At 72.2% G+C, this 26,630-nt stretch carries 24 protein-coding genes and 1 pseudogene; 6 read left to right on the forward strand and 19 right to left on the reverse strand.

The annotated features are described in order from the left end of the window. Positions 1 to 38: 38 nt before the first annotated feature. The 8 genes from F1C76_19970 to F1C76_20005 form a co-directional block, all read right to left on the reverse strand. A complete protein-coding gene (locus tag F1C76_19970; protein QNG39413.1) occupies positions 39 to 506 on the reverse strand; it encodes a DUF779 domain-containing protein in 468 nt (155 codons plus the stop codon). Further along, positions 503 to 2,026: an aldehyde dehydrogenase family protein gene (locus F1C76_19975; GenBank protein ID QNG38521.1), complete on the reverse strand. Its 1,524-nt coding sequence runs from the start codon at positions 2,024 to 2,026 to the stop codon at positions 503 to 505. Before F1C76_19975 ends, F1C76_19970 begins: the two co-directional genes overlap by 4 nt. Positions 2,027 to 2,157: 131 nt before the next feature. Further along, positions 2,158 to 3,483: a GAF domain-containing protein gene (locus F1C76_19980; GenBank protein QNG38522.1), complete on the reverse strand. Its 1,326-nt coding sequence runs from the start codon at positions 3,481 to 3,483 to the stop codon at positions 2,158 to 2,160. Positions 3,484 to 3,508: 25 nt separating this feature from the next. After that, positions 3,509 to 4,321: a molybdate ABC transporter substrate-binding protein gene (gene modA / locus F1C76_19985; GenBank protein QNG38523.1), complete on the reverse strand. Its 813-nt coding sequence runs from the start codon at positions 4,319 to 4,321 to the stop codon at positions 3,509 to 3,511. Between the two features lie 255 nt (positions 4,322 to 4,576). After that, positions 4,577 to 4,966, reverse strand: a complete 390-nt coding sequence (locus F1C76_19990) for a hypothetical protein (protein QNG38524.1) — start codon at positions 4,964 to 4,966, stop codon at positions 4,577 to 4,579. Positions 4,967 to 5,063: 97 nt separating this feature from the next. After that, positions 5,064 to 5,672 carry a DedA family protein gene (locus F1C76_19995; protein ID QNG38525.1) on the reverse strand — a complete coding sequence of 203 codons (609 nt, stop codon included), beginning with the start codon at positions 5,670 to 5,672 and terminating at the stop codon, positions 5,064 to 5,066. Between the two features lie 50 nt (positions 5,673 to 5,722). Then, a complete protein-coding gene (locus F1C76_20000) occupies positions 5,723 to 7,042 on the reverse strand; it encodes a HAMP domain-containing histidine kinase (protein QNG38526.1) in 1,320 nt (439 codons plus the stop codon). Next, on the reverse strand, positions 7,039 to 7,713 hold the full coding sequence (locus F1C76_20005; GenBank protein QNG39414.1) for a response regulator transcription factor: 675 nt from the start codon (positions 7,711 to 7,713) through the stop codon (positions 7,039 to 7,041). The genes F1C76_20000 and F1C76_20005 overlap by 4 nt, the downstream gene beginning before the upstream one ends. Positions 7,714 to 7,821: 108 nt before the next feature. Between F1C76_20005 and F1C76_20010 the strand changes: the two genes are divergently transcribed. Then, entirely contained in the window at positions 7,822 to 8,628 is an 807-nt protein-coding gene (locus F1C76_20010; protein ID QNG38527.1) for a hypothetical protein, read from the forward strand. Further along, complete coding sequence (locus F1C76_20015) at positions 8,625 to 9,440, forward strand: phosphatase PAP2 family protein (protein QNG38528.1); 816 nt, start codon at positions 8,625 to 8,627, stop codon at positions 9,438 to 9,440. Before F1C76_20010 ends, F1C76_20015 begins: the two co-directional genes overlap by 4 nt. A gap of 438 nt (positions 9,441 to 9,878) precedes the next feature. On the opposite strand, the gene F1C76_20020 is transcribed toward F1C76_20015, so the two are convergent. Beyond that, positions 9,879 to 11,024: a glycosyltransferase family 9 protein gene (locus F1C76_20020; GenBank protein QNG38529.1), complete on the reverse strand. Its 1,146-nt coding sequence runs from the start codon at positions 11,022 to 11,024 to the stop codon at positions 9,879 to 9,881. Positions 11,025 to 11,152: 128 nt separating this feature from the next. On the opposite strand from F1C76_20020, the gene F1C76_20025 reads away from it, so the two are divergent. The 3 genes from F1C76_20025 (at position 11,153) to F1C76_20035 (ending at position 12,810) form a co-directional block, all read left to right on the forward strand. Continuing rightward, entirely contained in the window at positions 11,153 to 11,998 is an 846-nt protein-coding gene (locus tag F1C76_20025) for a GNAT family N-acetyltransferase (protein QNG39415.1), read from the forward strand. Between the two features lie 291 nt (positions 11,999 to 12,289). Continuing rightward, the gene (locus F1C76_20030; GenBank protein ID QNG38530.1) at positions 12,290 to 12,553 is read left to right on the forward strand and encodes a type II toxin-antitoxin system Phd/YefM family antitoxin; all 264 of its coding nucleotides are present in this window, start codon (positions 12,290 to 12,292) and stop codon (positions 12,551 to 12,553) included. Further along, a complete protein-coding gene (locus tag F1C76_20035) occupies positions 12,550 to 12,810 on the forward strand; it encodes a type II toxin-antitoxin system RelE/ParE family toxin (protein QNG38531.1) in 261 nt (86 codons plus the stop codon). The genes F1C76_20030 and F1C76_20035 overlap by 4 nt, the downstream gene beginning before the upstream one ends. Before the next feature lie 936 nt (positions 12,811 to 13,746). Here the strand turns inward: F1C76_20035 and F1C76_20040 are convergent. The 10 genes and pseudogenes from F1C76_20040 to F1C76_20085 all read right to left on the reverse strand — a co-directional run bounded on the left by F1C76_20040 (position 13,747) and on the right by F1C76_20085 (position 25,137). After that, on the reverse strand, positions 13,747 to 14,574 hold the full coding sequence (locus F1C76_20040) for a mycofactocin-coupled SDR family oxidoreductase (GenBank protein QNG38532.1): 828 nt from the start codon (positions 14,572 to 14,574) through the stop codon (positions 13,747 to 13,749). Between the two features lie 5 nt (positions 14,575 to 14,579). Continuing rightward, positions 14,580 to 15,758 carry an LLM class flavin-dependent oxidoreductase gene (locus tag F1C76_20045; GenBank protein ID QNG38533.1) on the reverse strand — a complete coding sequence of 393 codons (1,179 nt, stop codon included), beginning with the start codon at positions 15,756 to 15,758 and terminating at the stop codon, positions 14,580 to 14,582. 134 nt (positions 15,759 to 15,892) lie between these two features. Continuing rightward, positions 15,893 to 17,160 (reverse strand): annotated as a pseudogene (locus F1C76_20050) (bifunctional 3,4-dihydroxy-2-butanone-4-phosphate synthase/GTP cyclohydrolase II). Continuing rightward, a complete protein-coding gene (locus F1C76_20055) occupies positions 17,157 to 17,612 on the reverse strand; it encodes a flavin reductase family protein (protein ID QNG38534.1) in 456 nt (151 codons plus the stop codon). The pseudogene F1C76_20050 and the gene F1C76_20055 overlap by 4 nt, the downstream one beginning before the upstream one ends. Positions 17,613 to 17,717: 105 nt before the next feature. Then, entirely contained in the window at positions 17,718 to 18,677 is a 960-nt protein-coding gene (locus tag F1C76_20060) for an alpha/beta hydrolase (GenBank protein QNG38535.1), read from the reverse strand. A 31-nt stretch (positions 18,678 to 18,708) separates the two neighbouring features. Next, positions 18,709 to 20,142, reverse strand: coding sequence for an aldehyde dehydrogenase family protein (locus F1C76_20065; GenBank protein QNG39416.1), 1,434 nt, complete (start codon positions 20,140 to 20,142; stop codon positions 18,709 to 18,711). 56 nt (positions 20,143 to 20,198) lie between these two features. Continuing rightward, a complete protein-coding gene (locus F1C76_20070; GenBank protein ID QNG38536.1) occupies positions 20,199 to 21,383 on the reverse strand; it encodes a CoA transferase in 1,185 nt (394 codons plus the stop codon). Between the two features lies 1 nt (position 21,384). After that, positions 21,385 to 22,335, reverse strand: coding sequence for an amidohydrolase family protein (locus F1C76_20075; GenBank protein QNG38537.1), 951 nt, complete (start codon positions 22,333 to 22,335; stop codon positions 21,385 to 21,387). Then, a complete protein-coding gene (locus F1C76_20080; GenBank protein ID QNG38538.1) occupies positions 22,332 to 23,459 on the reverse strand; it encodes an NDMA-dependent alcohol dehydrogenase in 1,128 nt (375 codons plus the stop codon). Before F1C76_20080 ends, F1C76_20075 begins: the two co-directional genes overlap by 4 nt. A 43-nt stretch (positions 23,460 to 23,502) precedes the next feature. Continuing rightward, on the reverse strand, positions 23,503 to 25,137 hold the full coding sequence (locus F1C76_20085; GenBank protein ID QNG39417.1) for an NAD(P)/FAD-dependent oxidoreductase: 1,635 nt from the start codon (positions 25,135 to 25,137) through the stop codon (positions 23,503 to 23,505). A gap of 145 nt (positions 25,138 to 25,282) precedes the next feature. Between F1C76_20085 and F1C76_20090 the strand changes: the two genes are divergently transcribed. Beyond that, positions 25,283 to 26,602, forward strand: a complete 1,320-nt coding sequence (locus F1C76_20090; protein ID QNG38539.1) for an amino acid ABC transporter substrate-binding protein — start codon at positions 25,283 to 25,285, stop codon at positions 26,600 to 26,602. Positions 26,603 to 26,630 lie beyond the last annotated feature (28 nt).

The raw sequence follows: 26,630 nt of genomic DNA on the forward strand, positions 1-26,630 counted from the left end.
CGCTGCCCCGCCGCCGGACCGGCGGCGGGGCGCGCCCCTCAGCCCGGGGCCTGCAGGTCCCGACCCCTCGGTGCGGGGCAGGCGTCCAGCCAGGCCTGCTCGTCGGCGTCGAAGACCCGGCTGCGGGTGAGGAAGCGGACCCCCTCCGGTGCCTCCAGGCTGAACCCGGCGCCGCGGCCGGGGACGACGTCGAGCAGCAGCTGGGTGTGCTGCCACAGGAGGAATTGGGGACCGGAGATCCACACCGGTGACAGCTCGTCGGGGACCGGTTGCCCCGGCGTGAGGGCCGGTGCGGGGGTCCCCGGGGAGGTGTCGTCCAGCAGGCCGAGGAGCACGTCCTCGTCGCCGACGATGAAGTCGCCCCGCGGGTAGCACATCGGGGCCGACCCGTCGCAGCAGCCGCCGGACTGGTGGAACATCAGCGGGCCGTGCGTCCCCCGGAGGCGGCGGATGACGACCGCGGCCTCCGGGGTGATCGCGACGCGATCGACGGCGGGCCCGGTCAGAAGAAGCCCTGGGCCTGGTCGGTGTAGCTGACCAGCAGGTTCTTGGTCTGCTGGTAGTGGTCCAGCATCATCTTGTGGTTCTCCCGGCCGATCCCGGAGGCCTTGTAGCCGCCGAAGGCCGCGTGCGCCGGGTAGGCGTGGTAGCAGTTCGTCCACACCCGGCCGGCTTGGATCTCCCGTCCGGCCCGGTAGGCGGTGGTGCCGTTGCGGGACCACACCCCGGCGCCCAAGCCGTAGAGCGTGTCGTTGGCGATGGACATCGCCTGGTCGTAGTCGGCGAACGCGGCCACGGACAGCACCGGCCCGAAGATCTCCTCCTGGAAGACCCGCATGTCGTTGCGGCCCTCGAAGATGGTCGGCTGGACGTAGAACCCGCCGTTGAGGTCCCCTCCGAGCATGGACCGCTCGCCGCCGGTGACCAGCCGGGCGCCCTCGGCCTTGCCGATGTCGATGTAGGACAGGATCTTCTCGAGCTGGTCGTTGCTGGCCTGCGCGCCGATCATCGTGTCGGTGTCCAACGGGTTGCCCTGCCGGACGGCCTTCGTGCGGATGGCTCCCAGCTCGAGGAACTCGTCGTAGATCGAGGCCTGGATCAGGGCCCGGGACGGGCAGGTGCACACCTCGCCCTGGTTGAGGGCGAACATCGTGAAGCCCTCCAGTGCCTTGTCCTGGAAGGCGTCGTCCTCGGCCATCACGTCGGCGAAGAAGATGTTCGGGCTCTTCCCGCCCAGCTCCAGCGTCGTCGGGATCAGGTTCTGGCTGGCGTACTGCAGGATCAGCCGCCCGGTCGTCGTCTCCCCGGTGAAGGCGATCTTCCGGATCCGGGAGGAGGAGGCCAGCGGCTTGCCGGCCTCCACGCCGAACCCGTTGACGATGTTCAGCACACCGGCGGGCAGCAGGTCCCCGACCAGCTCGATCAGGTGCAGGATCGAGACCGGGGTCTGCTCGGCGGGCTTGAGGACGACGCAGTTGCCGGCGGCCAGCGCGGGGGCGAGCTTCCAGACCGCCATGAGGATGGGGAAGTTCCACGGGATGATCTGCCCGACCACGCCGAGGGGCTCGTGGAAGTGGTAGGCCACGGTGTCGTCGTCGACCTGGGAGATGCCGCCCTCCTGCCCGCGGATGGCGCCGGCGAAGTAGCGGAAGTGGTCGATGGCCAGCGGGAGGTCTGCGGCCAGGGACTCCCGGATCGGCTTGCCGTTGTCCCAGGACTCGATGATCCCCAGGTCTTCGAGGTTCGCCTCCATCCGGTCGGCGATCTTGAGCAGCACCCCGGCGCGTTCCTGGGGGGAGGTCTTGCCCCAGGCGGGCGCGGCGGCCCAGGCGGCGTCCAGCGCGGCGTCGATGTCGGCGGCGGTGCCACGGGCGACCTGGGTGTAGACCTCGCCGGTCACCGGGGTGGGGTTGTCGAAGTACTCACCCGTGGCCGGTGGGGCCCACTGCCCGTTGATCCAGTTGTCGTAGCGCGGCTTGACCGCGACCGTGCTGTCGCTGCTGCCCGGCGCTGGGTAGACGGCCATCTGGTCCTCCTCGACCTGGGGGCACCGGAGGTGACCGGCGCCACACCAGACTGGGAGGTCGGGGGTTGCATCGAGGTGGCGGCGGCAACCGTCGCGCAACGCAGCCTCAGGCCCCGCCGGTGGAACCGGGGTCAGTAGCCCAGCAAGCGGGCCTCCACCTCACTCAACCGCAGTCGGGCCTCGGTGTGGCGGGGACTGCCCGGCGGCACCCGGTCCAGCACCGCCTGCCAGATCGCAGGATCGTCGCCGTCCACGGTGTCGGCGAACTCCATCAGCAGGTCGACGTGGGCGTGCGCGACCAGCGCCTGCCGCACGTGCCGGGTCACCCGGTCCCGCAGCACTGCCGTCGACGGGGCGGTCGAGCGGGGCAGCAACGGCCCCCGGTAGAGCTCCAGCGCCCGGCGGTGCGATCCCCGCCGCAGCAGCGCCAGCACCTCCAGGGCGTCGACCCGGATCGGGTGCTCCAACCGGTAGGGGCGGGAGCTGACGAGGGTGCCTGGTAGGAACCGTCGCAGCCGGTACATCTCCGCCCGCACGGTGATGGCCTGGACCTCGGGGTCCCAGCACTGCACCGCGAGTTCCTCCGCGTGCCGGCCCTGGGCCCGCTCGGCGGCAACGGCCAGGCACAGCAGCAGGTCGGTGTGCCGGGGAGAGAGCTCGACCACAGCACCGGCTCCGCGCAGCAGGCCACGGCTGCGCCCCAGCACCAGCAGCTCGATCGGCGGTGACCCCGGCACCGACCGCCCCGTCGACACCGGCGACGGGTGCCCCGAGTGCGTCTGGCTCAGTGCACGGGCCACGAAGCGCACCAGTGCCAGCACAGCAGGGGTGGCGACGTGGTCCCCACCCATCAAGGCCACCGTGCCCCATACCTGCCCGTGCTCGTCTCGCAGCGGCGCAGCCGCGCCGGCAAAGGGCCGCAACGCCACCACGTGGTGCTCAGCCCGCAACACCTGAGAGCACTCCCCGGTGGCCAGCGAGGTGCCCACGGCGTTCGTGCCGATGGCGCTCTCGGCCCAGCGGGCCCCGGGTACCAATCCCACTGCTGCTGCGCGCTGGGCCATGCTCCACGCCCCGCCGGTCCAGACCACGTGCCCCTCGGCGTCGGCCAGCACCACGACCATCCCGTCGGCGGCCGCGTCGTCGACCAGCATCGACCCGACCACCTCGACCGCGTCGGCCCAGCGGTCCTGACCGGTCAAGGCCTCGATCGCCGCGCCCCCCAGCCACTCCGGCGCCCGGGACAGGGTCGAACTCACCCCGGCATCGATCGACCGCTGCCACGACGCCCACACCTCCGGGCGCACCGCCGGCAGAGCCGGCTCCACCGTCATGTCGCCGCCCAGAGCACTCAGCCAGGCATGCGCCTCCTCGATGGCCCGCTGACTGTCCAACGGAAGGGGTGCGGAGAGGGCAAACCGGGGACGGCGCACGACGCCACCGCTGGCATCAGACATCAGTTCCCCACCCGCACGGGCCGGCTCACGCAGACGGGCTGCGGAAGCCGGCGTCGGTGAGGGCCTGCTGGCCGGCGTCGGACTCCACCAGGTCGATGAAGGCCTGCGCCGCGTCCGGGTTCGGGGCGGCAGCCAGGGCGGCGATCGGGTACTCGTTGACGGCGTCCTCGGCCTCGGGGAACGTGATGCCCTCCACGGCGTCCCCGGCCGACTGCACGTCGGAGGCGTAGACCAGCGCGGCGTCGACCTCACCGAGCTCGACTTTGGTCAGCGCGGCCCGCACGTCCTCCTCGAGGGTGTCGGGCTGTGCGGTGACCCCGGCGGCCTCGAAGACCTGCTCGGCGGCCGCGCCGCAGGGCACGTCGGGGGCGCAGATCGCCAGCGTCAGGTCGGGGTCGCCGAAGTCGTCGATGCCGGTGACGTCGGCGGGGTTGCCCTCAGGGACGGCGATCTCCAGCACGTTCTCGGTGAACACCGTGGGGTCGCCCTCGGCGAGGCCGGCGTCGGTGACCACGGTCATCTGGGTCTGGTTGGCGCTGGCGAACACGTCGGCCGGGGCGCCCTGGCCGATCTGGGTGGCCAGCGCCGAGCTGCCGGCGAAGTTGAACTCGACGGTCAGGTCGGGGTTCTCGGCCATCAGCTGGTCACCGAGGTCGGTGAACACGTCGGTGAGCGACGCCGCGGCGAACACCGTGAGCGTGCCGGTGAGCTCCCCGCCGTCGGCACTGCTGGAGGCCGCGGACGACGTCGACGCGGTGTCCTCGCTGGAGGACCCACCGCAGGCCGTGAGAGCCAGGAGCCCGGCAGCGGTCAGGGTCAGGGGGGCGCGCAGACGCATCAGGTCACTCCAGAGGCTGGTCCCGCAGTCGCGGGTTGCTGGAGCCTATACAGCCGCGTGCGCGGAAGTCCTGTCTGACCTCCAGGTGGTTGCCGCCCCGCGACCGAGGGAGTGGCTCGGCACCCTCGCCAGCCGCGTCCGTGGCGGCCAAGGCACCCACAGAGGTTCAGAAGACCCGTATGCGGTCGTACGGATGTGGGCGCACGACGTTCTTGGAAACGTTCTCAGCGCCGGTCACCCGGCTCCGGCGACTGGTCAGGCGCGCCTTCCGATCGGGACGACGAGGACGAGCAGCCAGATGACGCCTGCGGTGAGCACCATCGCGCCGGGGACGTGGATCCAGAGCGTGTCGCGTCCGCCGATCGCGGCTTGCACGAGCGTGGCCAGGAACACGACCACTGCCAGGACGGGGAGCAGCACCGTGGTGTGCGCCTGGCGCCACAGGACGATCGCGGCGAGAGCGGCGACCCCGGAGAACACGTGCAGGGCGATGGCCCCGCCGGCGTGGAGCTCCTCGGGTCCGCCCTCGGGGAAGAGCTGCCCAGCGGTGATGAACTGCAGCAGCACGTTGAGCGTGGTCAGCACGGTGGCGACCTGCAGGACGCGGACGACGGCTGTCGGGGCTGCGGTGGCGGCTCGGGTCATGGGGTGTTCCTCTCGAACGGGGGCTGTGCGGTGGTCGTGCGGAGTGTGACGCGCGGTACGCGGGCCGGTGCAGTGGTGCCGACCCGTCCGGGGGGCCTCAGGCCGGAGTGGCCTGTCGGCGGGCGCGGAGGGCCTCGAGGGCGACGGGCACCAGGGACAGGACGACGACGCCGAGGACGGCGAGCTCCACGTGGTCGCGGACGAGTGCGATGTGCCCGAGCCCGGCGCCCAGCAGGGTCAGGCCCCCGGCCCAGAGCACACCGCCCAGCACCGACCAGAGCGCGTAGCGGCGCAGGTCCATCCGGGCCGCCCCGGCCATCACGGTGGCGAAGGTGCGCACGACCGGGACGAAGCGGGCGAGCAGGACGGTGCGGGCGCCGTGCCGGTCGAAGAAGGCCTGCGCCCGGTCGACGTACTGGGCCTTGAACAGCCGGCTGTCGGGACGCCGGAAGACCGCGGGTCCGGCCGTCCAACCGATCCAGTACCCGACCAGGTTGCCCGCGACCGCCGCTGCCGGGAGGACCAGCAGCAGCACCCACAGCGGGGCGATGCGCCCGGTGGCGGCCAGCAGCCCGGCGGTGAACAGCAGCGAGTCCCCGGGGAGGAAGAAGCCGACCAGCAGTCCGCACTCGGCGAACAGCACGACGGCGATGCCGATCAGCCCGAACGTGTCGATCAGGTGCGTCGGGTCGAGGAAGGAGCTCACGGCCGGGGACGGTAGTTGCGGGCACCTGAACACGACCTGAACGCAGCTGCTCACCCGGCGGGCAGCACCAGCTCGAACCGTCCCCCGGGTCCGGGCTCCGCCCGCACCTGACCACCGGCGGCCTCGAGGAGGCGACGGGTCAGGGCCAGGCCGAGTCCGGCGCCGTCGTGTCCGTCGTCGGGTGCCGCGCGCCACCCCGGGGCGAAGACCCGGTCCACGTCGCCGGCGGCCACGCCCGGACCGTCGTCGACCACACGCACCCGGACGCCGTCGGTGCTGGCCGTGCCGATGAGGTCGACCCGGGTGCGGGCGTGCCGGACGGCGTTGTCGACCACCGGCTGCAGCACCCGGCGCAGGAGGGCCGCATCCAGTCCGACCACCGTCCCGGCCGGTGCGTCGACGTACACGAGCGGTGAGTCGGCGAGCTCGGTGAGCACGGGGGTGAGCTCGCTCCGGCCCGGTGCGACCGTCTGGCCGCCCCGGGCCGTCGTCATCAGCGTCTGCAGGATGTCGGCCAGCTCGGTGGCCGACGCCCCGATGGTCCGGGCGGCCGCAGTGGTCTCGTCCGGGTCGCCGGGGTGGGCTGCCAGCAGTTCGGCCTCGGCCCGGATCCGGGCGATGGGCGTCCGCAGCTCGTGGGAGAGCTCGGCGGACAGCCGCTGCTCGTGCCGCAGCACCGCCGACAGCCGGTCCAGCACCCCGTCCAGGGTGCCGGCGAGCTCGGCGAGCTCGGCCGGCCGCGGCTGCGCACCGAAGCGCCGGTCGACGTCATCGGCGCTCCACCGAGCTGCCTGGCCGCTCATCTGCTGCACCGGCCGCAGCGCCCGCGTGACGTTGGCACGCAGCACCAGGTGCACCACCACGAGAAGCAGCAGGGCGACGCCGATGCTGCCCCACAACGCGATCCGCTCCAGCTGCCGGTAGGGAGCCAGGGACGTCGACGTCACCACCGTCGCCACCTGGGCGCCGTCCACGACCACGGGTTGGGCCAGCAGGCGCACCGGGTCGGCGACCCCCAGCTCGGCCGTCTGCTCCCCGCGCCCGGCCAGGTCCCGGGCGGCCGCGTCCTCGGTGGCCGAAGAGCCCGGTGGGGCCTCGACGATGCCGCCGTCGGACCCCAGGATCCAGGTGCCCACGTCCAGCGCGCGGTCGTCGGCGCTCTCGTCCACGGAGACCGAGCCGTCCGCAGCGACCCCGACCGTGGCGGCGGTGGCCTGCGCCCGGGCCCGCAGCACGGAGTCGGCCTGCCCGGACAGCGCCTGGGCCAGCAGCAGGTTCGCCCCGAGGGCGAGCAGCAGCACCCACACGCCGACCACGGCCGAGGCCGACCAGGACAACCGGCTCCGCAGGCTGCTCGAGCGGCGGCTCACCGGAACCGGTACCCGACGCCGACGACGGTGCCGATCGTGTGGCCGCCCCCTCCGGCGGCGGCCAGCTTGCGCCGGAGCCGGGCCAGGTACTGGTCCAGGGTGTTGTCGGCGACGCGGGCCCCGTCGGGCCAGCCTGCACGGATGAGGTCCCTCCGCCGCACGACGTCGTCGGGGGCGGCCATCAGCGCCGCCAAGAGCCGGAACTCCGTCGGGGTCAGCGGCTGCCGTCCGTCGGGGCCGTCGAGGGCGTGGGCGGCGGGATCGAGCTGCAGGTCGGTGGCCGCCGGCACCGCGGTCCGGGGGATGCCGCGCCGGAGCAGGGCCTGGAGGCGGACGACGAGTTCGCGCACGTGGAAGGGTTTGGTCAGGTACTCGTCCCCGCCGGCGGCGTAGCCCGACAGCAGGTCGTGCAGCTGGTCGCGGGCGGTGAGGAACAGGACGGGGACGGTGATGCCGCGGGCCCGCATCGCCTGGCAGACGTCCCGGCCGTCGGAGTCGGGCAGCCCGATGTCCAGCACGACGGCGCCGAACGAGGTGCCCGGACCCGGGCCGACGGCGGCGAGCGCCCCGCTGCCGTCGGCCGCGGTGGTCACCACGAGGTCCTGCTCCCGCAACGCGCGGGCCACCGCACCGCGCAGCGCGTCGTCGTCCTCGACGACCAGCACCTGCACGCCCCTGGGGTCCACGGCAGCGATGGTGCACCAGCCCGGCGTCGGACCGGTCGTGCTGCCCCCTACGCGTTCAGGCGCCGTTCAGGCCCACGGCGCGAGGCTGCGGCCATGACGGACACTCACCGCCGGGCCGGCTCGGCGCGGCAGCTGCTGAACAAGGTCCCCGAGGTCACCCTCTTCTTCTGGGTGATCAAGATCCTCGCCACCACCGTGGGGGAGACATTCGCGGACTTCCTCTCCGGGCTGGGGCTCGGGCTGGGCGGCACCACCGTGGTGATGACGGTGGTGTTCCTCGTCGTGCTGGCCGCCCAGTTCCGGGCCCGCCGCTACGTGCCCGCCCTCTACTGGCTGACCGTGGTGCTGATCAGCGTGGTGGGCACCTTGCTCACCGACAACCTCACCGACGCCCTCGGGGTGTCCCTGGTGGTCAGCACCCTGGCCTTCTCCGTGGCACTGGCCGCGACCTTCGCCGCCTGGTATGCGAAGGAGGGCACGCTGTCGATCCACTCGATCGTCACCGGCCGACGTGAGGCCTTCTACTGGCTGGCCATCCTGTTCACCTTCGCGCTGGGCACCGCGGCAGGGGATCTCGTCGACGAGCGGCTGGGCCTGGGCTACTGGCCCACCGCGCTCATCGTGGCCGTCCTCATCGCCGCCGTCGCCGTGACCCACCGGGTGTTCCGGGCCGATGCCGTCCTGGCGTTCTGGGTCGCCTACGTGCTCACCCGCCCCCTCGGCGCCTCGCTCGGGGACGGGCTGTCCCAGCCCCGCGCCGACGGCGGACTCGGGCTGGGCACCACGGTGACCAGCCTGGCCTTCCTCACTGCGATCCTGGTCGTCGTCTCCTACCTCGCCGTCAGCAAGCGGGATCAGCTGCCCCCGGTCCCGGCCGACGTCCCCCCGCACTCCCGGTGACCGCAGTCCTCACCCGCCGGCGCGCGCACCTGCTCGTGGCGGTGGCGTGCGCCCTGGCCTGGCTGGCCTGCTGGGCCATGGTCGCGACCGGCGAGGGTGTCGCCGAGGACGACGGGACGGTCTTGAGGTGGCTGGTCGGCCACCGCGACCCGACGGCCACCCGGGTCCTCGGCGGGATCAGCAGCACCCCGGTCGACCTGCTGCTGGTGCTGGGCGCGGCGGCCGTCGTTGCGGTGGTGGCGTCGCGCGCGCGCAGCTGGTGGCCACTGGTCGTACTGGGCACGGCCACCACCGCGGCCGTCGTCCTGGCCGAGACGGTGAAGGCCGTGGTGGGGCGCGCGCGGCCCGCGGCGACCGCGATGCTCGGTCGGCCCGAGACCGGTTCGGGGTTCCCCAGCGCGCACACACTGGTCCTGGGTGCGGTCCTGGGCGCTGCCGCTCTGAGCGTGTGGCGCTGGACGACCACGCAGCTGGCCCGAGTGGCCGCGACCACGACAGCGGTCGGGTTGTCGGCGGCGATGGGGCTGAGCCGGCTGTACCTCGGCGACCACTGGCTCACCGACGTGCTGGCCTCCTACGCACTCGTCGGCGTCGTGCTCGCCGGGGCCGCCTGTCTGCCCCATCCGCGTCGCGATCTCGGGGCGGCAGCGACGCGCCCCCGTGACCCTGAACCCCCGTTCTCGGATCGACGGGTCCAGCGCTACAACCTCGTCCGAACCCCGTCGGTCGTGGTGCTGGGGCAGTCAGTTGCGATTGCTGGCCTCATGCCGATGCTCAGGGGGCGGCGGTGTTCAGCTCGGCGACGTCCTTGAGCGGGGCGATCGTGGCGTAGCTGGAGGAGCTGGTGCTGCACCTGGCGTGAGCCGCATCCCACCTTGATGAGGCCCCGTACAGATCGCCCATGTCACCCCGTCCCTTGTGACCCGTTCCTGGTCGCCGCTGACACCAGAAGCAGGGTGCTCGATGCCCCGAAGCCCGAGGGGTTGCCACCCGTGCCAACGACGGCAGTACCAACATCCCGTTGGGCGATCTGCCCGTCCAGGGGCGAGCTCGAACCACCCAGCCCGGCCTTCACCGTGTGCCGGAGCGAGCGGCGCGAGAAGGCAGGCCGCCGAGATGCTTGCGCAGCCGGCTATGAGGTCCGTAGCACCGCCGGCGGGATGAACGCCTGGCACGAGGAAGGTCTGGCTGGGTGTGAGCGGCGGCAGTTGGTTCGACTGACGGCTCGGGGCGATCGCGCCCTGGGTGTGTCAGAGGTGGTCGAGGTGTACGGAGTCGATCGACCAGATCGCTGATGTGTCGCCCCCGTGGACGTCTCGCAGGTCGGAGAAGTAGTCCTGCAGCGCTCGTTCATAGGGCAGCCGGCCGTCCACGAGCTCGTGCGCGGCGCTGATGAGGCGGTCCAGGTCCTCATGGATTCGGGCGCGGGTCATGCTCGGGGTCCGTGGTCCCTCGTCGCCGTCGGTGATCACCGCAGCCGGGTCGAACTGGGTGAAGCTGGGGTAGCGGCCCGGGTCCGGGAGCAGCGAGCGGAACGGTATGTGGTTGAAGTAGTACTCGAACCAGCGTCCTCCAGACAGTGACAGCCACGGTGTGCCCACGGCGAGTGCTGCCAGGCCGAACCCGGTGTGGGGTGCCAGGAACACGTCGCAGGCCTCGACGACGGCCAGCTGCTCGGCGAGGGGCAGATCGAAGCAGTCGACCGGGGACACGCGATGGCTCCTGAGGCGTACGAGGCCCTCGGTGGAGAGCGCTGTGCTTGTTCGCGCATCCTTCGCCGTCCGACCGACCAGCACGACCTGGACGTCGGGGAAGGCGTCGGCCAGCGCGTCCAGGACCAGGAGCCACGACGTGGGGGAGGGGTACAGCGAGGGGTCACTGGAGCCGGCGGGCATCAGCGCGATGCGGGCCCCGTTCCGGCGGTGGGGGGCAAGCCGCATGGTGGCGGCGTCTCGAGCGGCCGTGGGCAGTTCCAGCCGCAACTGCTGATGCCGGCGGTACCCGGCCCGATCGGCTCCGACGACCGACCGACTGACCGCGGTCCGGAGGTGTGCGTCGGAAGCGGCGTAGTAGTCCCGCATGCCCGGGAAGAGCTCGTACTGGAGGGGCTGGTGACGTCTGGTGTCATCGACCACCCAGTCCCAGTCCTGAGGCAGTCCTCCCAGGCGTGATGCCGAATCCGGACACGGTTCGAGGAACGGGTGGTCGACGGGGTACGTCGCTGTGATGAACGGGCAGAACGCCGCGAGCTCGGTGGCGGTGGCCGCGTTCAGAGCCACCGAGACCTCACGACCAGGCTGGGCCAGGGCGTGCCCCTGGGCATGGTGGAGGGCCTCGATCGCGTGGCCGACGGGCTGCGCGTAGAAGAAGTTCACCAACATGCGCTCGGCGTTCACCCCACCAGTTTGCCCGGCAGGCAAGGCCATTGTGACGGTCCGTCAGGGTCCGTCGGTCGCGCCGACACGGGCTACGTCCGGAACCCGGTTGACACTTCGAGTCGAATGACAACGTGTCGATCGACCAGATGGCGCCCGCTGTCGCCGACCTGCCCGTGGTGCTGGACTCCCTCGCCCGGTGGCAGGAGGACTGGCTGCCCGTTCAGCTGCACCCCGGCGACCTGGGCTGGGCCTGGCGGGCCGGCGCCGAGTCGGCCGCTGCCGCAGTGCGCACTTGGTGTCGCGGCGGGGAGCTGCTGGCCGTGGGACTCCACGACGGTCCGGTGCTCCGGCTGGCGATCGCCTCGCACGCCGGTCAGGATGCCGAGCTCGCCGACCGGCTGGTCAGCTACGTCATCGACCCGGGTGGCCCGGCCGACGTCGAGGTCCGTTTTGGCGACGCGGTCGAGGCCGGGTTGATCGCGGCCGGCTGGACCCCGGGGGAGTCGTGGACCCCCTTCACCTGGGACCTCGGCCCCCCGGTGCCCGGACCGGGCATGGACGTCCAGGTCGTCACCGCGGCGGAGGCGCCGGAGTGCGTTGCCGTCCACCGCGCGGCCTTCGGGTCCGCACCGGGGAGCGTCGAGCCGTGGCATCGGATGGTGACCGGACCGGCCTGGTCCGGCGGCACGTGCTTGCTGGCCCGGGACGCAGCGGGGACGGCTGTGGCCGAGGCCGTCGTCTGGTCGGCGGGTCCCGGGCGCCCGGGGTTGATCGAGCCGATGGGCGTCCATCCCGACCACCGGGGGCATGGCCACGGCGTGGCCGTCACCCGGGCCGGCGCAGCGGCCCTGCGGGCCGGCGGTTCGTCGTCGGTGCGGGTGGCCACCCCGACGGCACTCACCGGTGCCGTGGCCACCTACGCGGCGGCCGGTCTCACCCGCCTGGACGACGTCCGTGACCTCCGTCGGCCGGCGCCTCCCACCCGCAGATGATCGGGGGTGGGAGCGGCCGACTCAGACGAGGGGGTCCTGCGGGCGGTCGGTGCGGCTGCAGCTCACAAGCCCCCGTTTGTGGGCCGCTGGACTGACGTCGGAGCGGTCGCACAAACCCGCATGTCGAGGTGTGCGAACGGTGACCGAAACTCGTTCCGGAAACAACGGACCACAACTGTGCACGTCGCTGGTTGTGGATTGACAGCGGGATGGCACCGGTCGATCGGGTGGGTGGGCGTGACCTGCGCTGAATCTGTGTACACAGTTGCATGTCCGGCGTATGGTGGGGGCATGGACACCATCTCCGGTGAGGTCACCACTCGCGAGCTGCGCGGTCAGCTGTCCGACGTGTTGGGTCGCGCGATGTACGGCGGGGAGCGCATCGGGGTGACCCGCAACGGGAAGCTGGCTGCGGTGGTGGTCGGGGTCGCCGACCTGGAAGCCCTGGAAGCGCTGGAGATGGCTCAGGACGTGGCGGCCTATCGGGCGGCCAAGGTCGAGGACGACGGGGAGCGGGTGTCGTTGGCCGAGGTGCGTGACGAGCTCGCTGGGTGACGTACTCCGTCGAGTTCACTGCCGCGGCGGCCCGGCAGTTGCGCAAGCTCGACAGGCCGGTGCGTGCGCGGCTGGTCGCTGCCATCGGTGGCCTCGCTGAGGAGCCCAGACCCGCGGGTGCGATCAAGCTGGTGGGGGAGCAGACCGCCTGGCGCATCCGGGTGGGCGACTTCCGCGTCGTCTACGACGTCCTCGACGAGTTGCTGGTCGTGACCGTCGTCCGCGCGGGGCACCGCCGGGAGGTCTACGACCGCTAGGCGCTCGCCTCCCGCAGTGAGCCGAGTACAGCAACCGGTACAGCAACGCGGTCTGGACGAGACCGCACCACGACAGACGACCTCGGACGCTGAACTGGTCTGACCTGCGGAAACGGGACGTGCGCGGACGGCCACGGACCCCCCGCTGCTGGCTGGGGGTCAAGGGGTCGCAGGTTCAAATCCTGTCAGCCCGACAGAGGAACAGCAGGTCAGAGGCGGGTCGCCCCATCGGGGCGGCCCGCTTCTCTGCGCACCTGACCCTGAGTCACGTGGTCGCCGCCGTCCAAGACATCCACGCGACCACATGAGCGCTGGTCACGAGGCTGTTCGACACCAGCCCGAGTCCTCGCCGAATCGACAGGTACAGCAACCGGTACAGCAACGCGCTCTCGATGACGTCGGCCGGACCGGTCAGGATGATGGCGGCAGCGCGGACGTCGGGCTCTCCTGGGCAGGTGGCGACGGGGTGGTCAGCTGCCGGTGGGCGTGGCGGTGAGACCGAGCATCGACCTGGACGAGCCCACGATCGACGTCGACGCCTCATGGACGTCAGCGCGTTCATCGCCCCGTGCCAGCTGCTGCGCAGGCAGTCTCACTGGCTCAGCGGCAAGCAGGCGCGGGTGGAAGCCTGCGCGGACCCGTGGTGCGGGTCCGGCCTGGACCGGCCGGGCGCGCAGGCGGTGTTCGCCGGCGCCCAGGCCCTGGCCGATCTCGGGGGTGTCCCGCGGTGCGGTCGGACCTGCCGGTCTGCGTCGTCGTCGGCGAGGTGGACCCGGTAGACGGCCAGTTCGCCCTCGAACGCGAGCTCGTGCGGCGAGACCAGGCGGGGATGCACCCCGGTGACGGCACGGGGCTGGGGCCCGGCCCAGGTTGGCAGGGGCGTCCCCCGAGAGGGGCGCCCCTGCACCCGGTGCTCCTCAGTTCACCAGCGGCCCGTCACAGTGACGCCCCCGCATCCACCACCAGCGTGGTGCCGGTGACGTACCGGCCGCTGTCGGCCACCAGGTAGACGATCGCCTCGGTGACGTCGTCGGACTCGATCGCGGCGACCGGGAGCGCGTTGAGGGTCACGCCGGCCACCTCGAAGTCCTCCCGTGTCGGCTTCTCCAGGTCGGGTCGGAAGAGCTGGTAGAAGGCGTCGTTGAGGATCATGTCGGTCGCGACCGTGGTCGGGTGCACGCTGTTCACCCGGATCCGGTCGGCCGCCAGCTCCTTGGCCGCGACCTTCATCAGCCCCACCAGGCCGGCCTTGGCGGCCGAGTAGTGGGCCATGTTCTCGTTCGCGGTCAGCGCAGCCAGCGAGCTGATGATCACGATCGAGCCGCCCCGCCCGCCGGCCACGACGTGCGGGGCCGCCGCCCGGATGGTGCGCCAGGCACCGGACAGGTTGACGTCGATCATCGTCGACCAGGTGTCGTCCTCCATCTCCAGCAACCGGCTCGAGCTGAAGATGCCCGCGTTGACCAGCACGATGTCCAACCGGCCGAGCTCGGCCACCCCGGCGTCGACGGCCGACCGCAGGGCCGCGAGATCCCGGATGTCGGCGGTCGAGGCGACGATGCGCCGGTCGAGGGCCTCGACCTGCCGCACCGTCTCGGCGAGGTCAGCCTCGGTGGCCGTGTCGTAGGCGACCGTCTCCACCGGGGCGCAGACGTCCACGGCGATGATGTCGGCTCCCTCGGACGCCAGCCGGACGGCGTGGTTCCTCCCCTGTCCGCGGGCGGCCCCGGTGATGAACGCGACCTTGCCCTCGAGCAGGCCCATGCCGGTCAGGCCCGACCGGCGCGGTCGGCGGCGTACTTCTCGGTCATCGCGTCGACGGCCGCCTGGCTCTTGGTCACCAGGCCCTCCCGGCTGCGGCTGGCTCGCTCCTTGGCTGCGCGCAGCGATGCTGCCTGCCCCTGGAACTCGGGCATGACCAGCCGGGCCAGGAGCTGGTGGGACCGGAGGGTGGCGTCCGGGTCGGCGAACTCGTGGTGCAGCAGCATGCAGGTGCCGAAGCCCCCGGACTGGTCCTGCCACTTCTGCATGAGCTCGACGAACATCTCCGGCGTGCCGATGACACCCAGACCGTTGTCGTTGACGAAGTCGATCATCTCGTCGACGTTCTCGCCCTGGACGGCGAACTGCGGGAACGCGGCCACGTGCTGGAAGTAACGGAAGAAGTCGGCGATGCCGAAGGCGACGTCCTTGCGGGCCTGCTCCTCGGTGGCGGCGAGGTGGACGATCGTCATGACCCGCCAGGTGGCGCGGTCGGCGACCTGGCCGTGCTCCTCCGCCTGCTCCTCCACGATGTTCCAGTGCTGGGCGAAGGTGTCGATGCCCTCGCCGGCGGCGGCGCCGATGGTCAGCAGGCCGATGCCGTGCTTGCCGGCCAGCTTGGCCCCGGTGGGGGAGACGACACCGGGGACGGCCATCTCGATCCGTGGCCGGGTGTACGGGCGCAGCTGCAGCACGGCGTCCTTGAGCGTGAACCAGTCGGTCTCCATGGTCAGCGGCTCATCGCTGCTGAGCAGGTGCAGCACTGCCTCGAGCCCCTCCTCCAGGCGCGGCCGGAGGACGGCGGGCTCGATGCCGATCATGGCGGAGTCCGTCGGCAGCGACCCGGGACCGACCCCGAGCATGAACCGGCCGCGGGTGAGGTGGTCCAGCAGCATCGCGCGATCGGCCACCCAGAGCGGGTGGTGGTAGGGCAGGGAGACCACTCCGGTGCCGAGCTTGATGTGCTTGGTGCGTTCGGCGGCGGCGGCGATGAAGACCTCCGGGGAGGCCACCAGCTCGGAGCCGGCGGAGTGGTGCTCGCCGATCCACACCTCGTCGTAGCCGAGCTGGTCCAGCCGCTGGATGAGCTCCAGGTCGCGCTGGAGCGCCAGGGTCGGGTTCTGCACCGAGTTGTGCATGGGTGCCATGAACATCCCGAACTTCATGTGGCCTTCTGCGGTGTTCATCAGGTGGTCCCTTCGCTCGACTGCGCTGTCGTTGCCGGGTGACGTGCTGGGTGCGCCGAGGCGCAGACGACGGTCGTCGACGACCGTCCACCGGGCGACCGTGTCCTGCGTCACACCGGCTGTCAAGGGGGAGGTCAGGTGCCTCCGACGGGTCGCTCCAGTGCGAGGGCGGCCCGGTGCGCGGGGTCGATCGCGTGGCCCATCCGCTCCCGCTTGGTGCGCAGGTACCGCACGTTGTGCGCGGTCTCCACGGTGGGGAGGGCGACCCGGCCGGTGATGGTGAGGCCGTAGCCGTCCAGGCCGCCGTACTTGGCGGGGTTGTTGGTGATCAGCCGGATGCGGGTGGCGCCGAGGTCGCCGAGGATCTGGGCGCCGACGCCGTAGGAGCGGCTGTCGACGGGGAGTCCCTGGGCGGTGTTGGCGTCCACGGTGTCCAGGCCCTGCTCCTGCAGGGCGTAGGCGCGGATCTTGTGCCCCAGCCCGATGCCGCGTCCCTCGTGCCCACGCAGGTAGACCACCGCCCCGGCGCCCTCGGCGGCGATCGCGGCCAGGGCCTGCTCGAGCTGCCCGCCGCAGTCACAACGCAGCGACCCGAGGATGTCCCCGGTCAGGCACTCCGAGTGCACCCGCACCAAGGCGCCTTCGGAGGTCCGGGAGGCTGCGGCGAGGTCGCCCATGACCAGGGCGAGGTGTTCGGTGCCGTCGAGGGTGTTGCGGTACGCGGTGGCCCGGAAGTCCCGAACTCCGTCGGCATGGCGGAGGTGCCGACGACCTCGACGAGGCGTTCGGTGGCCCGGCGGTGCCGGACGAGGTCGGCGATCGCCAGCACGGGCAGGCCGTGTTCGGCGGCGAAGGCGGTGAGGGAGGCACCGGCGCGCATGGAGCCGTCCTCGTCGACGATCTCCCCGATCACCCCGACCCCGCTCAGGCCGGCCATGGTGGTGAGGTCGACGGCGGCCTCGGTGTGCCCGGCCCGGACCAGCACCCCGCCGGCGCGGGCGATGAGCGGGAACACGTGCCCGGGACGACGCAACTGCGCCGGTGTGGTGGCCGCCGAGGCCAGGGCCTGGACGGTGGTGGCGCGGTCGGCGGCCGAGACACCGGTGGAGGTGTCCAACGCGTCGACGGTGATCGTGAACGCGGTGCCGTGGGCGTCGGTGTTGTCGGTGACCATCAGCGGCAGCTGCAGCTCCGCAGCCCGGCTGGCGGGCATGGGGGCGCAGACGATGCCGGTGGTGTGCCGGACGAGGAACGCCATCTGCTCGACCGTGCACAGTTCGGCGGCGAGGATGAGGTCGCCCTCGTTCTCCCGGTCCTCGTCGTCGACGACGATCACCATGCCGCCGGCGGCGATCGCCGCGACGGCGGTCTGCACGGCCTCGGTGGGTGTCCTGCGGGTCATGCCGTGGCCTCCAGGGCGGCGTGGGTGCCGAACACCCTCGAGTGGTAGGTCAGCGGCGCACCGTCGGCGGTGTCCGCGGCCAGCACGGTGCCCAGTGCCACGACGTGGTCCCCGCCCTCGACCAGGGAGGCCACCTCGCAGGCCAGCCAGCCCGGCGCCCCGGGCAACCGGGGCAGGCCCTGGTCGGGCACCCAGTCGACGCTGGCGAACTTGTCGGTGCCCTTGCGGGCGAAGGACAGCGCCAGCGCCGACTGGGTGGAGCCCAGCACGTTGACCCCGAACCGGCCGGTGTCCCGGACCAGGGCCAGCAGGTCCGACCCCCGGTCCAGGGACACCAGCACCATCGGCGGGTCCATCGACAACGAGGCGAAGGCCGAGACCGTCGTCCCGTGCGGGACGCCGTCGGCCGACACCGCGGTCACCACCGACACCGGGGTCGCGACCCCGGCCATCACCTCACGGAACTGAGCGGACAGATCGGGCTGATCGGACACCTCGGGACCTCCTCGTCCTCGCCGTGCGGGTGGTGCTGGTCAGGGGTGCGCCGAGCCGACCGGTCAGGTGTCGGCCGGCGGGGGAGTGGTGGAGTGGTCGGGTCGGGGGACGACGTCCCCGACAGCTGCGGCGATCCGGACCACGGCACCGTGCGCGACGTCGAACAGGTTGTGCATCCGCAGGAACCCGTGCGCGACCCCGGGGCTGCGCTCGACCACGGTGGGCACCCCCGCTGCTGACAGGGCGGCCGCGTAGGCCTCACCCTCCCCACGGAGCACGTCGTGCTCGGCGGTCAGCACCAGGGCAGGCGGCAGGCCCGCGAGGTCGGTCGCGCGCAGCGGTGCGACGTCGGGGGAGCGGCGGAGAGCGTCGTCCTGGCCCAGGTAGTGGTCCAGGAACCACCGCATGTCGGCCCGGGTGAGCGGCAGCCCGGTGCCGAACTCGCCGTACGTGGGCCCGTCGGTGTCGGTGTCGGTCACCGGGTAGACCAGGACCTGCAGTCGGCACTCCAGCTCCGGGTGCCGGCGAAGCGCGACGGTGAGCAGGTTCGCGCCGGCGCTGTCCCCGGCGGCGACCCACGGCAGGTCGGCCCCGACCAGGTCGACGCGGGCGGACTGCACGTGGGCGAGCACGTCCTCGACGTCCTCGAGGCCGGCCGGGAAGGGGTGCTCGGGGGCCAGCCGGTAGTCCGGCAGCAGCACCGCGCACCCGGTCCGCGAGGCCAGTTCGCGACCGAGGGTCTCGAAGTCCTCGGGCTCACCGACCACCCACCCGCCGCCGTGCACGTAGACCAGCACGCCGGTGACCCCACCGTGCGGCACCAGCAGCAGCGACCGCACCGACCCCGACCGGGTGGGGACGGTGACCTCCCGGCGCTCGAGCAGGTCCGGGCCCTCGCCCAGCCCGGCCCGCCCGGCCGCGACGAGGGCCCGGGCGTCCTCGGGTGAGCCGGCCGAGAGCCCGGGGGCCCCGGCGGCGCGCTGGCGCTCCAGCAGGGCGGCGACGAACGGGTGCAGGGTCACGAGGTCCTCCGGTGGGTCGGTCGGGGCCGGGTCAGTCGAGCTTGAGCCAGACGGTCTTGGTGCCCAGGTACTCGTCCAGGTGCTCCACGCCGCCCTCCTTGCCGTAGCCGCTCATCTTGAAGCCGCCGAAGGGCACTGCCGGGTCGAGTGCGTGGTAGGTGTTCACCCAGACCGTCCCGGCGTCCAGCCGGTGCGCGAGGTGGTGGGCACGGCCGACGTCGCGGGTGAAGACGCCGGCGGCGAGTCCGTACGGCGTGGCGTTGGCCCGCTCGACGGCCTCGTCGAGGGTGTCGAAGGGCATCGCCGAGATGACCGGGCCGAAGATCTCCTCGCGGGCGATCGTCATGGAGTCCTCGACGTCGGCGAAGACCGTCGGTGCCACGAAGTTGCCCGCGGCCAGGTCGCCGGTGGTGAGCCGCTCGCCGCCGGCGACCACGCGCGCGCCCTCCGATCGGCCGGAGTCCAGGAACCCGCAGACCCGCTCCAGCTGGCGGGCCGACACCAGTGGGCCGATCTCGGTGGCCGGGTCCGAGCCGGCGCCGACGGTCAGCGCCCGGGCGTAGTCGCCGAGGCGCTCCACGAACTCGTCGTGGATCGAGCGCTCCACCAGCAACCGTGAACCGGCGATGCAGATCTGCCCCGAGTTCGCGAACGCGGAGAGCCCGACGGTGGGCACCGTGGCGTCGAGGTCGGCGTCGGCGCAGACGATCAGCGGGGACTTGCCGCCCAGCTCCAGCGAGACCCGCTTCAGGTTGCCGGCCGAGGCCCGGATGATGCTCTGCCCGGTGGCGGTCGAGCCGGTGAAGACGACCTTGTCCACGCCGGGGTGCTCGGCCAGCGGTGCGCCTGCCTCGACCCCGGTGCCCGTGACGACGTTGACGACCCCGTCGGGCACACCGGCCTCGGCCATGAGGTCGGCGATGAGCAGCGGGGTGAGGGGAGCTTCCTCCGACGGCTTGAGCACGATCGTGCATCCGGTGGCCAGCGCCGGGCCGATCTTCCAGACCGAGGCGGCGGTCGGGGCGTTCCACGGGATGATCGCGCCGACGACGCCGACCGGCTCACGGCGGGTGTAGGAGAAGTACTCACCCGGCAGCGAGTTGTCGATCGTCTTGCCGTCCAACGTGGTGGCCAGTCCCGCGTAGAAGCGGAGCATCCCGGTGACCCGGCCCTTGTCGGCGCGGCTGCGGGACAGCGGCTTGCCCATGTCCAGGGTGTCCGAGCCCGACAACTCGTCCCAGTGGGTCTCGAACAGGTCCGCGATCCGCAGGAGCAGCAGCTGGCGCTGGGCCGGGGTCCAGCGCCGCCACGGTCCGGTGAAGGCCCGGCGGGCGGCCGCGACCGCGAGGTCGACGTCCGCAGCGCCGGAGCGGGGCACCTGGGCGAGCTCCTGTCCGGTGGCCGGGTCCAGGGTCGGCATGGTCTGCCCGGACACGGCGTCGACCCAGGCCCCGTCGATGAACATCTGCCGGGACCGGCCGTCGATGGGGAAGCGCGAGGTGGTCTGGTCCAGCGTGAGAGTCACTGTCGTGTCCCATCGGTCAACGGGCGGCCCTCGGCGTCCAGGCCGAGGTCGGTGAGGATCCGGGCGGAGTGCTCCCCGAGGTCCGGTGGCGGGTCCTGCCGGAAGGACCGGACGCCGTTGTAGGAGATCGGGTGGTCGACCAGCCGGAAGTCGGGGACGTCGTCCTTCGGCCAGTCCCGGACGAGCCCGAGCGCCTGCACGTGCGGGTCGGCGACCACCTCGTCGACCGTGCGCACCTGGGAGCACGGCAACCCCGCCGCACGCAGCAGGTCCTCCCACTCCTGGGCCTCGCGGGTCAGCAGCACGCCCTGCAGCACGTCGTGCAGGGCGTCCCGGTGGGCGACCCGGTCGGCGTTGGTCGTGTAGTCGGGGTCCTCGAGCAGCTCGGGCAGCTCGAGCGCCACGCACAGCCGGCGGAACAGGCTGTCGTTGAGCGCGGCGAGGAAGAAGTGCCCGGACTTCGTCAGGAAGCCCTCGTAGGGCGCCATCTGCCCGTGCTTGGACCCGTGCGGCCGGGGGACGACGCCGCTGGCGAAGTAGTTGGAGGCCTGGTAGCCCATCCAGGCGACCCCGGTCTCCAGCAGGCTGGTCTCCACCAGCTGGGCGGTGCCGTCGGCGTCCCGCGACCGCAGCGCCGCGAGCACCCCCAGGGCGGCCCACATGCCGGTGCCCTGGTCGACGATCGAGGGGCCGACCCGGGAGGGGATGCCGGCCGGGTCGCCGTTGATGCTCATGACGCCCGAGGCGGCCTGCACGATCGTGTCGTAGCCGGGGCGGTCGCGGTCGGGTCCACGGCTGCCGAACCCGCTGATCGAGCAGTAGACGATCCGTGGGTTGACCGCCTTGACCGCCTCGAAGCCCAGCCCGCGCCGGTCCAGTGCGCCGCTGCGGTTGGACTCCACGACGACGTCCACGTGCTTGGCGAGCTCCAGCAGCACCCGGACACCGGCCTCGGTGTCGATGTCGGCGGTGAGGCTCTCCTTGTTCCGGTTGTTGGCCAGGAACAACGCGCTGTGCTCTCCCCAGGTGGGGGGCGTCCAGTGCCGGGTGTCGTCACCGGTGCCGGGGCGTTCGACCTTGATGATCCGGGCGCCGAGGTCGCCCAGGACCATCGTGGCGTAGGGGCCCGCGAGGTTGCGGGTCAGGTCCAGCACGGTGATGCCCTCCATGGGAGCGGTCACCTCACACCTCCTGGTCCGGCCAGAACAGCTGCCGTGAGTTGTCGTGGAGCACCCGCCGGAGCTGGTCGGCCCCGACGTCGAGTGCACGGGCGTCGCGGGTGGCCCGCGCCATGTCCAGCAGCGGGTGGTCGGAGGCGTAGAGCACCTTGTCGGCGCCCGCCGTGCCGTGCCAGCCGCCGCGGATGAACTCCAGCAGCGGGGCGGGCCAGCGCTTGGGCGACCAGGCCGACGTGCAGATGTAGAAGTGGGGGTGCCGCGCTGCCAGCCGCACCGACGTCTCGGTCCACGGGTCGCCGATGTGGTGCGCCACGATGACCAGGTCGGGGAAGGCCAGGGCGATCTCGTCGAGGTGGGCGGGGTCGTGGTGGCTCATCGGCCACAGCGGGCCTGGTGCCCCGACGTGCACGAACACCGCCAGGCCCAGCTCGACGCAAGCCGCGAAGACCGGCCAGAACCACTTGTGGTTCGGCGGCATCCCCCATGGGGACGGCGTGAGGTGCACCCCGACGACCCCGTGCTCACGGTGCGCGTCCTGCACCAGCCGGACGTTGCGCATGACGTCCCAGTAGGTGCCGGGGCCCAGCTCCGGCGGGATGAGCGTCGCCACGCCCTTCAGCCGGCCACCCGACGCCGCGGTCAGGGCGCCGATCTCGGCGTGCACGGCGCGGACGCCGTCCTCGGAGGCCGCGTAGTAGACCTTGGCCGGCAGGATCGCCCTGGTGGTCCCGGCAGCGTCCATCGTGGCCAGCAGGTCCTCGAGGCCGACCCGCTCGACCGGTCGGCCGTCGGGGTCGGTGTGGGCGAAGGTGTGCATGACCCTGGCCAGCCGGCGGTCGCCGTGCCAGTCGACGGTGTCCCCGCGCGGGTGCGCCGGGTCCTCCCCGCCCAGCCAGGGCGTGTGCAGGAAGGCGTCGACGACGGGGCCGTCGTCCACCGGGGCGGGAGCGGTCACGCCCGGGTCGCGGTGTAGTCGATGAGGCCGCGGATGTTGGTGCCGGCGTGCATGTCCCGGTAGCCCTGGGCGACGTCGTCCAGGGAGTAGCGGGTGGTGATCAGCTCGTCGAGCTGGAGCGCACCGGCCTGGTAGAGCCCCAGCAGCTTGGGGATGCTCACCCCGGGGGAGGAGGCACCGAACAGCGAGCCGACCAGCTTCTTCTGGAACAGCGTCAGCTCCGACAACGGGATCGGGACCCCGACGGCGCCGTGGTCGCCGAGGCCGGTCACCACCACGGTGCCGTCCTTGCGCACCCCGGCGAACGCAGCGGCGACGTGGTCCCCGGCGGTGACACCGACGGTGACGATCGCCGAGTCGGCGCCCTGCCCGTCGGTCATCGACCGGGCCAGGTCGGCTGCCTCCTCGATGCTCGACACGGCGTGCGTGGCGCCCATCGCCTGCGCCGTCTCCAGCTTGAACCCCACCGGGTCGACGGCGATGACGTTCATCGCCCCGGCGTGGGCGGCACCCTGCACCGCGTTGATGCCGATCCCGCCGATCCCCATCACGATCACCGTGTCGCCGGGGGAGACCCCGGCGGAGATGACCGCAGACCCCCACCCGGTGGCCACGCCGCAGCCGACCAGGCTGGCCACGTCCAGCGGGATGCTCGGGTCGATCTTCACCGCCGACATCACGTCGACGGTGGTGGTGGCGACGAAGGTGGAGATGCCGCACATCTGGCCCACCGGCTGCCCGTCCAGGCTGAGCCGGAAGCTGGACGGGTCGTCGAAGCGGTGCCCGGCCAACGTGTACTGCCCGTACTGGCAGAGGTTCTGCCGTCCGCTGGCGCACCAGGTGCAGTGCCCGCAGCCGGGGACGGCGAGCACCACGTGGTCGCCCTCGCGGAACCCACGGGTGTTGAGCCCGACGGCGGTGACGACGCCGGCGCCCTCGTGCCCGCCGGCGAACGGGTAGATGCCGGCGGTGAGGTCGCCGGTGGCCATGTGGTCGTCGGAGTGGCACAGGCCGGAGGCGGCCAGCTCGACCTGTATCTCCCCGGGCCGGGGGTCCTCCAGCTCGAGGTCGACGACCTCGTACTCGCCGGGGGCCTGCCGGATGACTGCGCCGCGGGTCTGCATGGGGTGGGTGCTCCTCTGTCTCGGTCTGGGGGTCTGGAGTCGGTCAGCGGGTGAGGCTGAAGCCGGTGTAGCCGTCGCGGGACACCTCGGCCAGCACCTGGCCGTAGGGGGCGTAACCGCCGACGTAGGGCATGAAGACGCGGGGCTTGCCGGGCACGTTCGCCCCGATCCACCACGAGTTGGCCTTGGGCAGCAGGGTGGCCTCGGCCCTGTCCAGGACGTGCTGCACCCAGCGCGTCTGGTCCGCCGGCTCGGCCTCGACCCGTCGCGTCCCGGTGGCGTGGGCGTGCTCGACGAGGTCGGAGATCCACTCCACGTGCTGCTCGATGGAGGCGACCATGTTCGTCAGCACGGAGGGGCTGCCCGGGCCCGTGACCGTGAAGAGGTTGGGGAAGCCGGCCATCGCCACCCCGAGGTAGGCGGCCGGGCCGTCGGCCCACTCCTCGCGCAGCGACACCCCGTCCACTCCGCGGACGTCCATGGCCAGGAGGGCGCCGGTCATCGCGTCGTAGCCGGTGGCGAACACGATCACGTCGAGCTCGTACTCGGCGTCCGTGGTGCGCACCCCGGCCGGGGTGATCTCGGTGATCGGGGCGGTGCGGACGTCGACCAGGGTCACGTCGTCCCGGTTGAAGATCGGGTAGTAGCCGGTGTCCAGCACGGGTCGGCGGGTGCCGAGCGGGTGGTCGTAGGGGCACAGCAGCTCGGCGGTGACCGGGTCGGTGACGATGGCGCGGATCTTCTGCCGGACGAACTCGGCGGCCGTCTCGTTGGCGGCCTCGTCCACGGTCAGGTCGGTGAAGACGCTGGTGAGCACCGGGCCGCCGTGCTCCCAGATGGCCTCGAAGACCTCCTGGCGCTCCTCCGCCGGGGTCGCCAACGCGGGCTTCTGGCCGGCGTAGGCGGGGACGGGGTAGCCGCGGGTGGTCTGCTTGGCCAGAGCCCGGTGCTCGGCGTACCGGGCCTTCAGCTCCCGTTCGAACTCCGGGTCCATCGGGCGGTTCTGGGCCGGCAGCACGTAGTTGGGGCTGCGCTGGAAGACCACGAGCTCCCCGGCGACGCCGGCGGTGGCGGTGGCGAACTGGACGCCGCTGGAACCGGTGCCGACGAGGCCGACCCGCAGACCGGTCAGGTCCAGGCCCTCGCGCGGCCAGTCGGCGGTGTGCACCCACCGGCCCCGGAAGGTGTCCAGGCCCGGGATGTCCGGGGGCCGGGGTACCGACAGGCACCCGGTGGCCATGACCACGAAGCGGCTGCGGTGGGTCTCGCCCCGGTCGGTGGTGAGCACCCACTGGTCGGCCGCCTGGTCGAAGACGGCGCTGAGCACCCGGGTCGAGCTCTCGATGTCCCGGGCCAGGTCGAAGCGGTCCACGACGTGCCGCAGGTAGTCCAGGATCTCGCCCTGGGCTGCGTACCGCTCGCTCCAGCTCCACTCCTGCTGCAGTGCCTCGTCGAAGGAGAAGGAGTAGTCGAAGCTCTGTACGTCGCAGCGGGCACCGGGGTAGCGGTTGGCCGCCCACGTACCTCCGGGGGCTTCCGGGGCGTCGAGGACCCGGACGGTGAGACCGGACCCGCGGAGGCGGTGCAGCGCGTAGAGACCGGCGAAACCGGCGCCCACGACGAGCACGTCGACGGGGTCCCGTGCTGTGTCCGTCGCGTCCTGGTCGAGGTCCTGCACGTCGTCCTGCACGTCCACGGTGCGCCTCCAGACAGCCCTCCTCGTCGAGGGACGTGGTGCACGTTACACACCGTCGACGTCGGTCGACCATGGTCGACACGGTGCCGACCGGGCTCGGATCTCGGATTGGATACGGCGGTCGACCATGGTCGACAGTGGCGCCGGTCACCTGTACGGTCCGCAGCCAGCACCTGCCCGAGGCGCAGCCCGGGGTCAGGCGCCCTTCCCCCGCAACGACGCGAGAGGCACCGCCATGGACCGCACCACCACGAGATCTGCCCGGAGGTCACGGGCGGGCGCCGCCGTCGCCCTCGCCTCCACCGCCCTGCTGACCGTCTCCGCCTGCACGACCGGGGAGACCACGACCAGCGCCGAGGACGACGGCGGTGCGGTGCAGGTGCTCGTGCTCGCCGACATCACCGGCAAGGCGGCGTTCTTCGGTGAGGCCATCGAGCAGGCTGCGGACTTCGCCGAGTCCTACGTCAACGAGAACGGGGGCATCGACGGGCGCGACCTGGAGCTGACCGTCCAGGACACCACCTCGGACCCGGCCCGGGCGTCCACGTTGATGAACGACGCCGTGCGTGGTGACGTCGACGCCGTGGTGTTCGGCGTCCTGTCCGAGGAGGCGCTGACGATCGCGCCGCTGGCCCAGGACGCGGGGCTCCCGATGATCAACATCCAGGCCGCGGCGGACGGCGTCGTGGAGACCGGCGACGCGATCTGGCGGATCACCCCGCCGCAGCAGAACTTCTACCAGAACTACGCCGACTACCTGGCCGAGGAGAAGGACGTGCAGACGGCGTCGGTCTTCTACGTGACCGACAACGCCCCGTCGGTCACCCTGGCCACCGAGGTCGCCCCGGAGGCCTTCGGCAACGCCGGCATCGAGATCCTCGACTCGGTGTCCAGCACCTCCTCGGAGACCGACCTGACGACCGTCGCCTCACGCCTGCTGGCGGGCAACCCCGACCACATCCAGACCCAGGCGATCGGGGCACAGAACATCGCCCTGATCACCCAGCTCCGCCGCGCCGGCTTCACCGGCACCATCGGCGGTGGCACCAGCCTGGGTGCCGGTGCGCTCTCGGCGCTGGAGGGCGACGAGGCCGACGGCATCCTCTACTACTCCTCCTTCGTGGGGTCCGACGAGCTCGGGTACGAGTCGGGCCGGCAGTTCGTCAGCGACTACGAGGCCGCGGAGGACGTGCAGCCCAACACCTTCCACGCCGAGACCTTCGACGCGTTCCGGCTGATCCAGGAGGCGGTGGCCGCCTCCGGTGACGCCTCCCGCGCCGGCATCGTCGAGGGCCTGGCCCAGGTGGCCGCCGACGGCGGGCTGACCGGTGCCGCCCAGGCCGAGACCGTGACCTTCGAGAACCGTGACGCCCGCACCCCCGGCGTCGTCATCGAGTGGATGGACGGCCGCGAGACCCTGGCCCCCGGTCAGGACACCGGTGAGTGACCTCTCCGGCGTGACGTCGGACCACCCC

The organism is Geodermatophilaceae bacterium NBWT11 (assembly GCA_014218215.1).
Taxonomy (GTDB): Bacteria; Actinomycetota; Actinomycetes; order Mycobacteriales; family Geodermatophilaceae; genus Klenkia.

What these genes read in the sequence shown, in the direction of transcription:
- F1C76_19975 (QNG38521.1), bottom strand. Translation starts at nt 2,026, where the DNA reads ATGGCCGTCTACCCAGCGCCGGGCAGCAGCGACAGCACGGTCGCGGTC.
- F1C76_19990 (QNG38524.1), bottom strand. Translation starts at nt 4,966, where the DNA reads ATGACCCGAGCCGCCACCGCAGCCCCGACAGCCGTCGTCCGCGTCCTG.
- F1C76_20040 (QNG38532.1), bottom strand. Translation starts at nt 14,574, where the DNA reads ATGGGCCTGCTCGAGGGCAAGGTCGCGTTCATCACCGGGGCCGCCCGC.
- F1C76_20080 (QNG38538.1), bottom strand. Translation starts at nt 23,459, where the DNA reads ATGCAGACCCGCGGCGCAGTCATCCGGCAGGCCCCCGGCGAGTACGAG.
- F1C76_20055 (QNG38534.1), bottom strand. Translation starts at nt 17,612, where the DNA reads ATGGCCGGGGTCGCGACCCCGGTGTCGGTGGTGACCGCGGTGTCGGCC.
- F1C76_20030 (QNG38530.1), top strand. Translation starts at nt 12,290, where the DNA reads ATGGACACCATCTCCGGTGAGGTCACCACTCGCGAGCTGCGCGGTCAG.
- F1C76_20090 (QNG38539.1), top strand. Translation starts at nt 25,283, where the DNA reads ATGGTCGACAGTGGCGCCGGTCACCTGTACGGTCCGCAGCCAGCACCT.
- F1C76_20045 (QNG38533.1), bottom strand. Translation starts at nt 15,758, where the DNA reads ATGAACACCGCAGAAGGCCACATGAAGTTCGGGATGTTCATGGCACCC.
- F1C76_20025 (QNG39415.1), top strand. Translation starts at nt 11,153, where the DNA reads ATGGCGCCCGCTGTCGCCGACCTGCCCGTGGTGCTGGACTCCCTCGCC.
- F1C76_20010 (QNG38527.1), top strand. Translation starts at nt 7,822, where the DNA reads ATGACGGACACTCACCGCCGGGCCGGCTCGGCGCGGCAGCTGCTGAAC.
- F1C76_20065 (QNG39416.1), bottom strand. Translation starts at nt 20,142, where the DNA reads ATGTTCATCGACGGGGCCTGGGTCGACGCCGTGTCCGGGCAGACCATG.
- F1C76_19980 (QNG38522.1), bottom strand. Translation starts at nt 3,483, where the DNA reads ATGTCTGATGCCAGCGGTGGCGTCGTGCGCCGTCCCCGGTTTGCCCTC.
- modA (QNG38523.1), bottom strand. Translation starts at nt 4,321, where the DNA reads ATGCGTCTGCGCGCCCCCCTGACCCTGACCGCTGCCGGGCTCCTGGCT.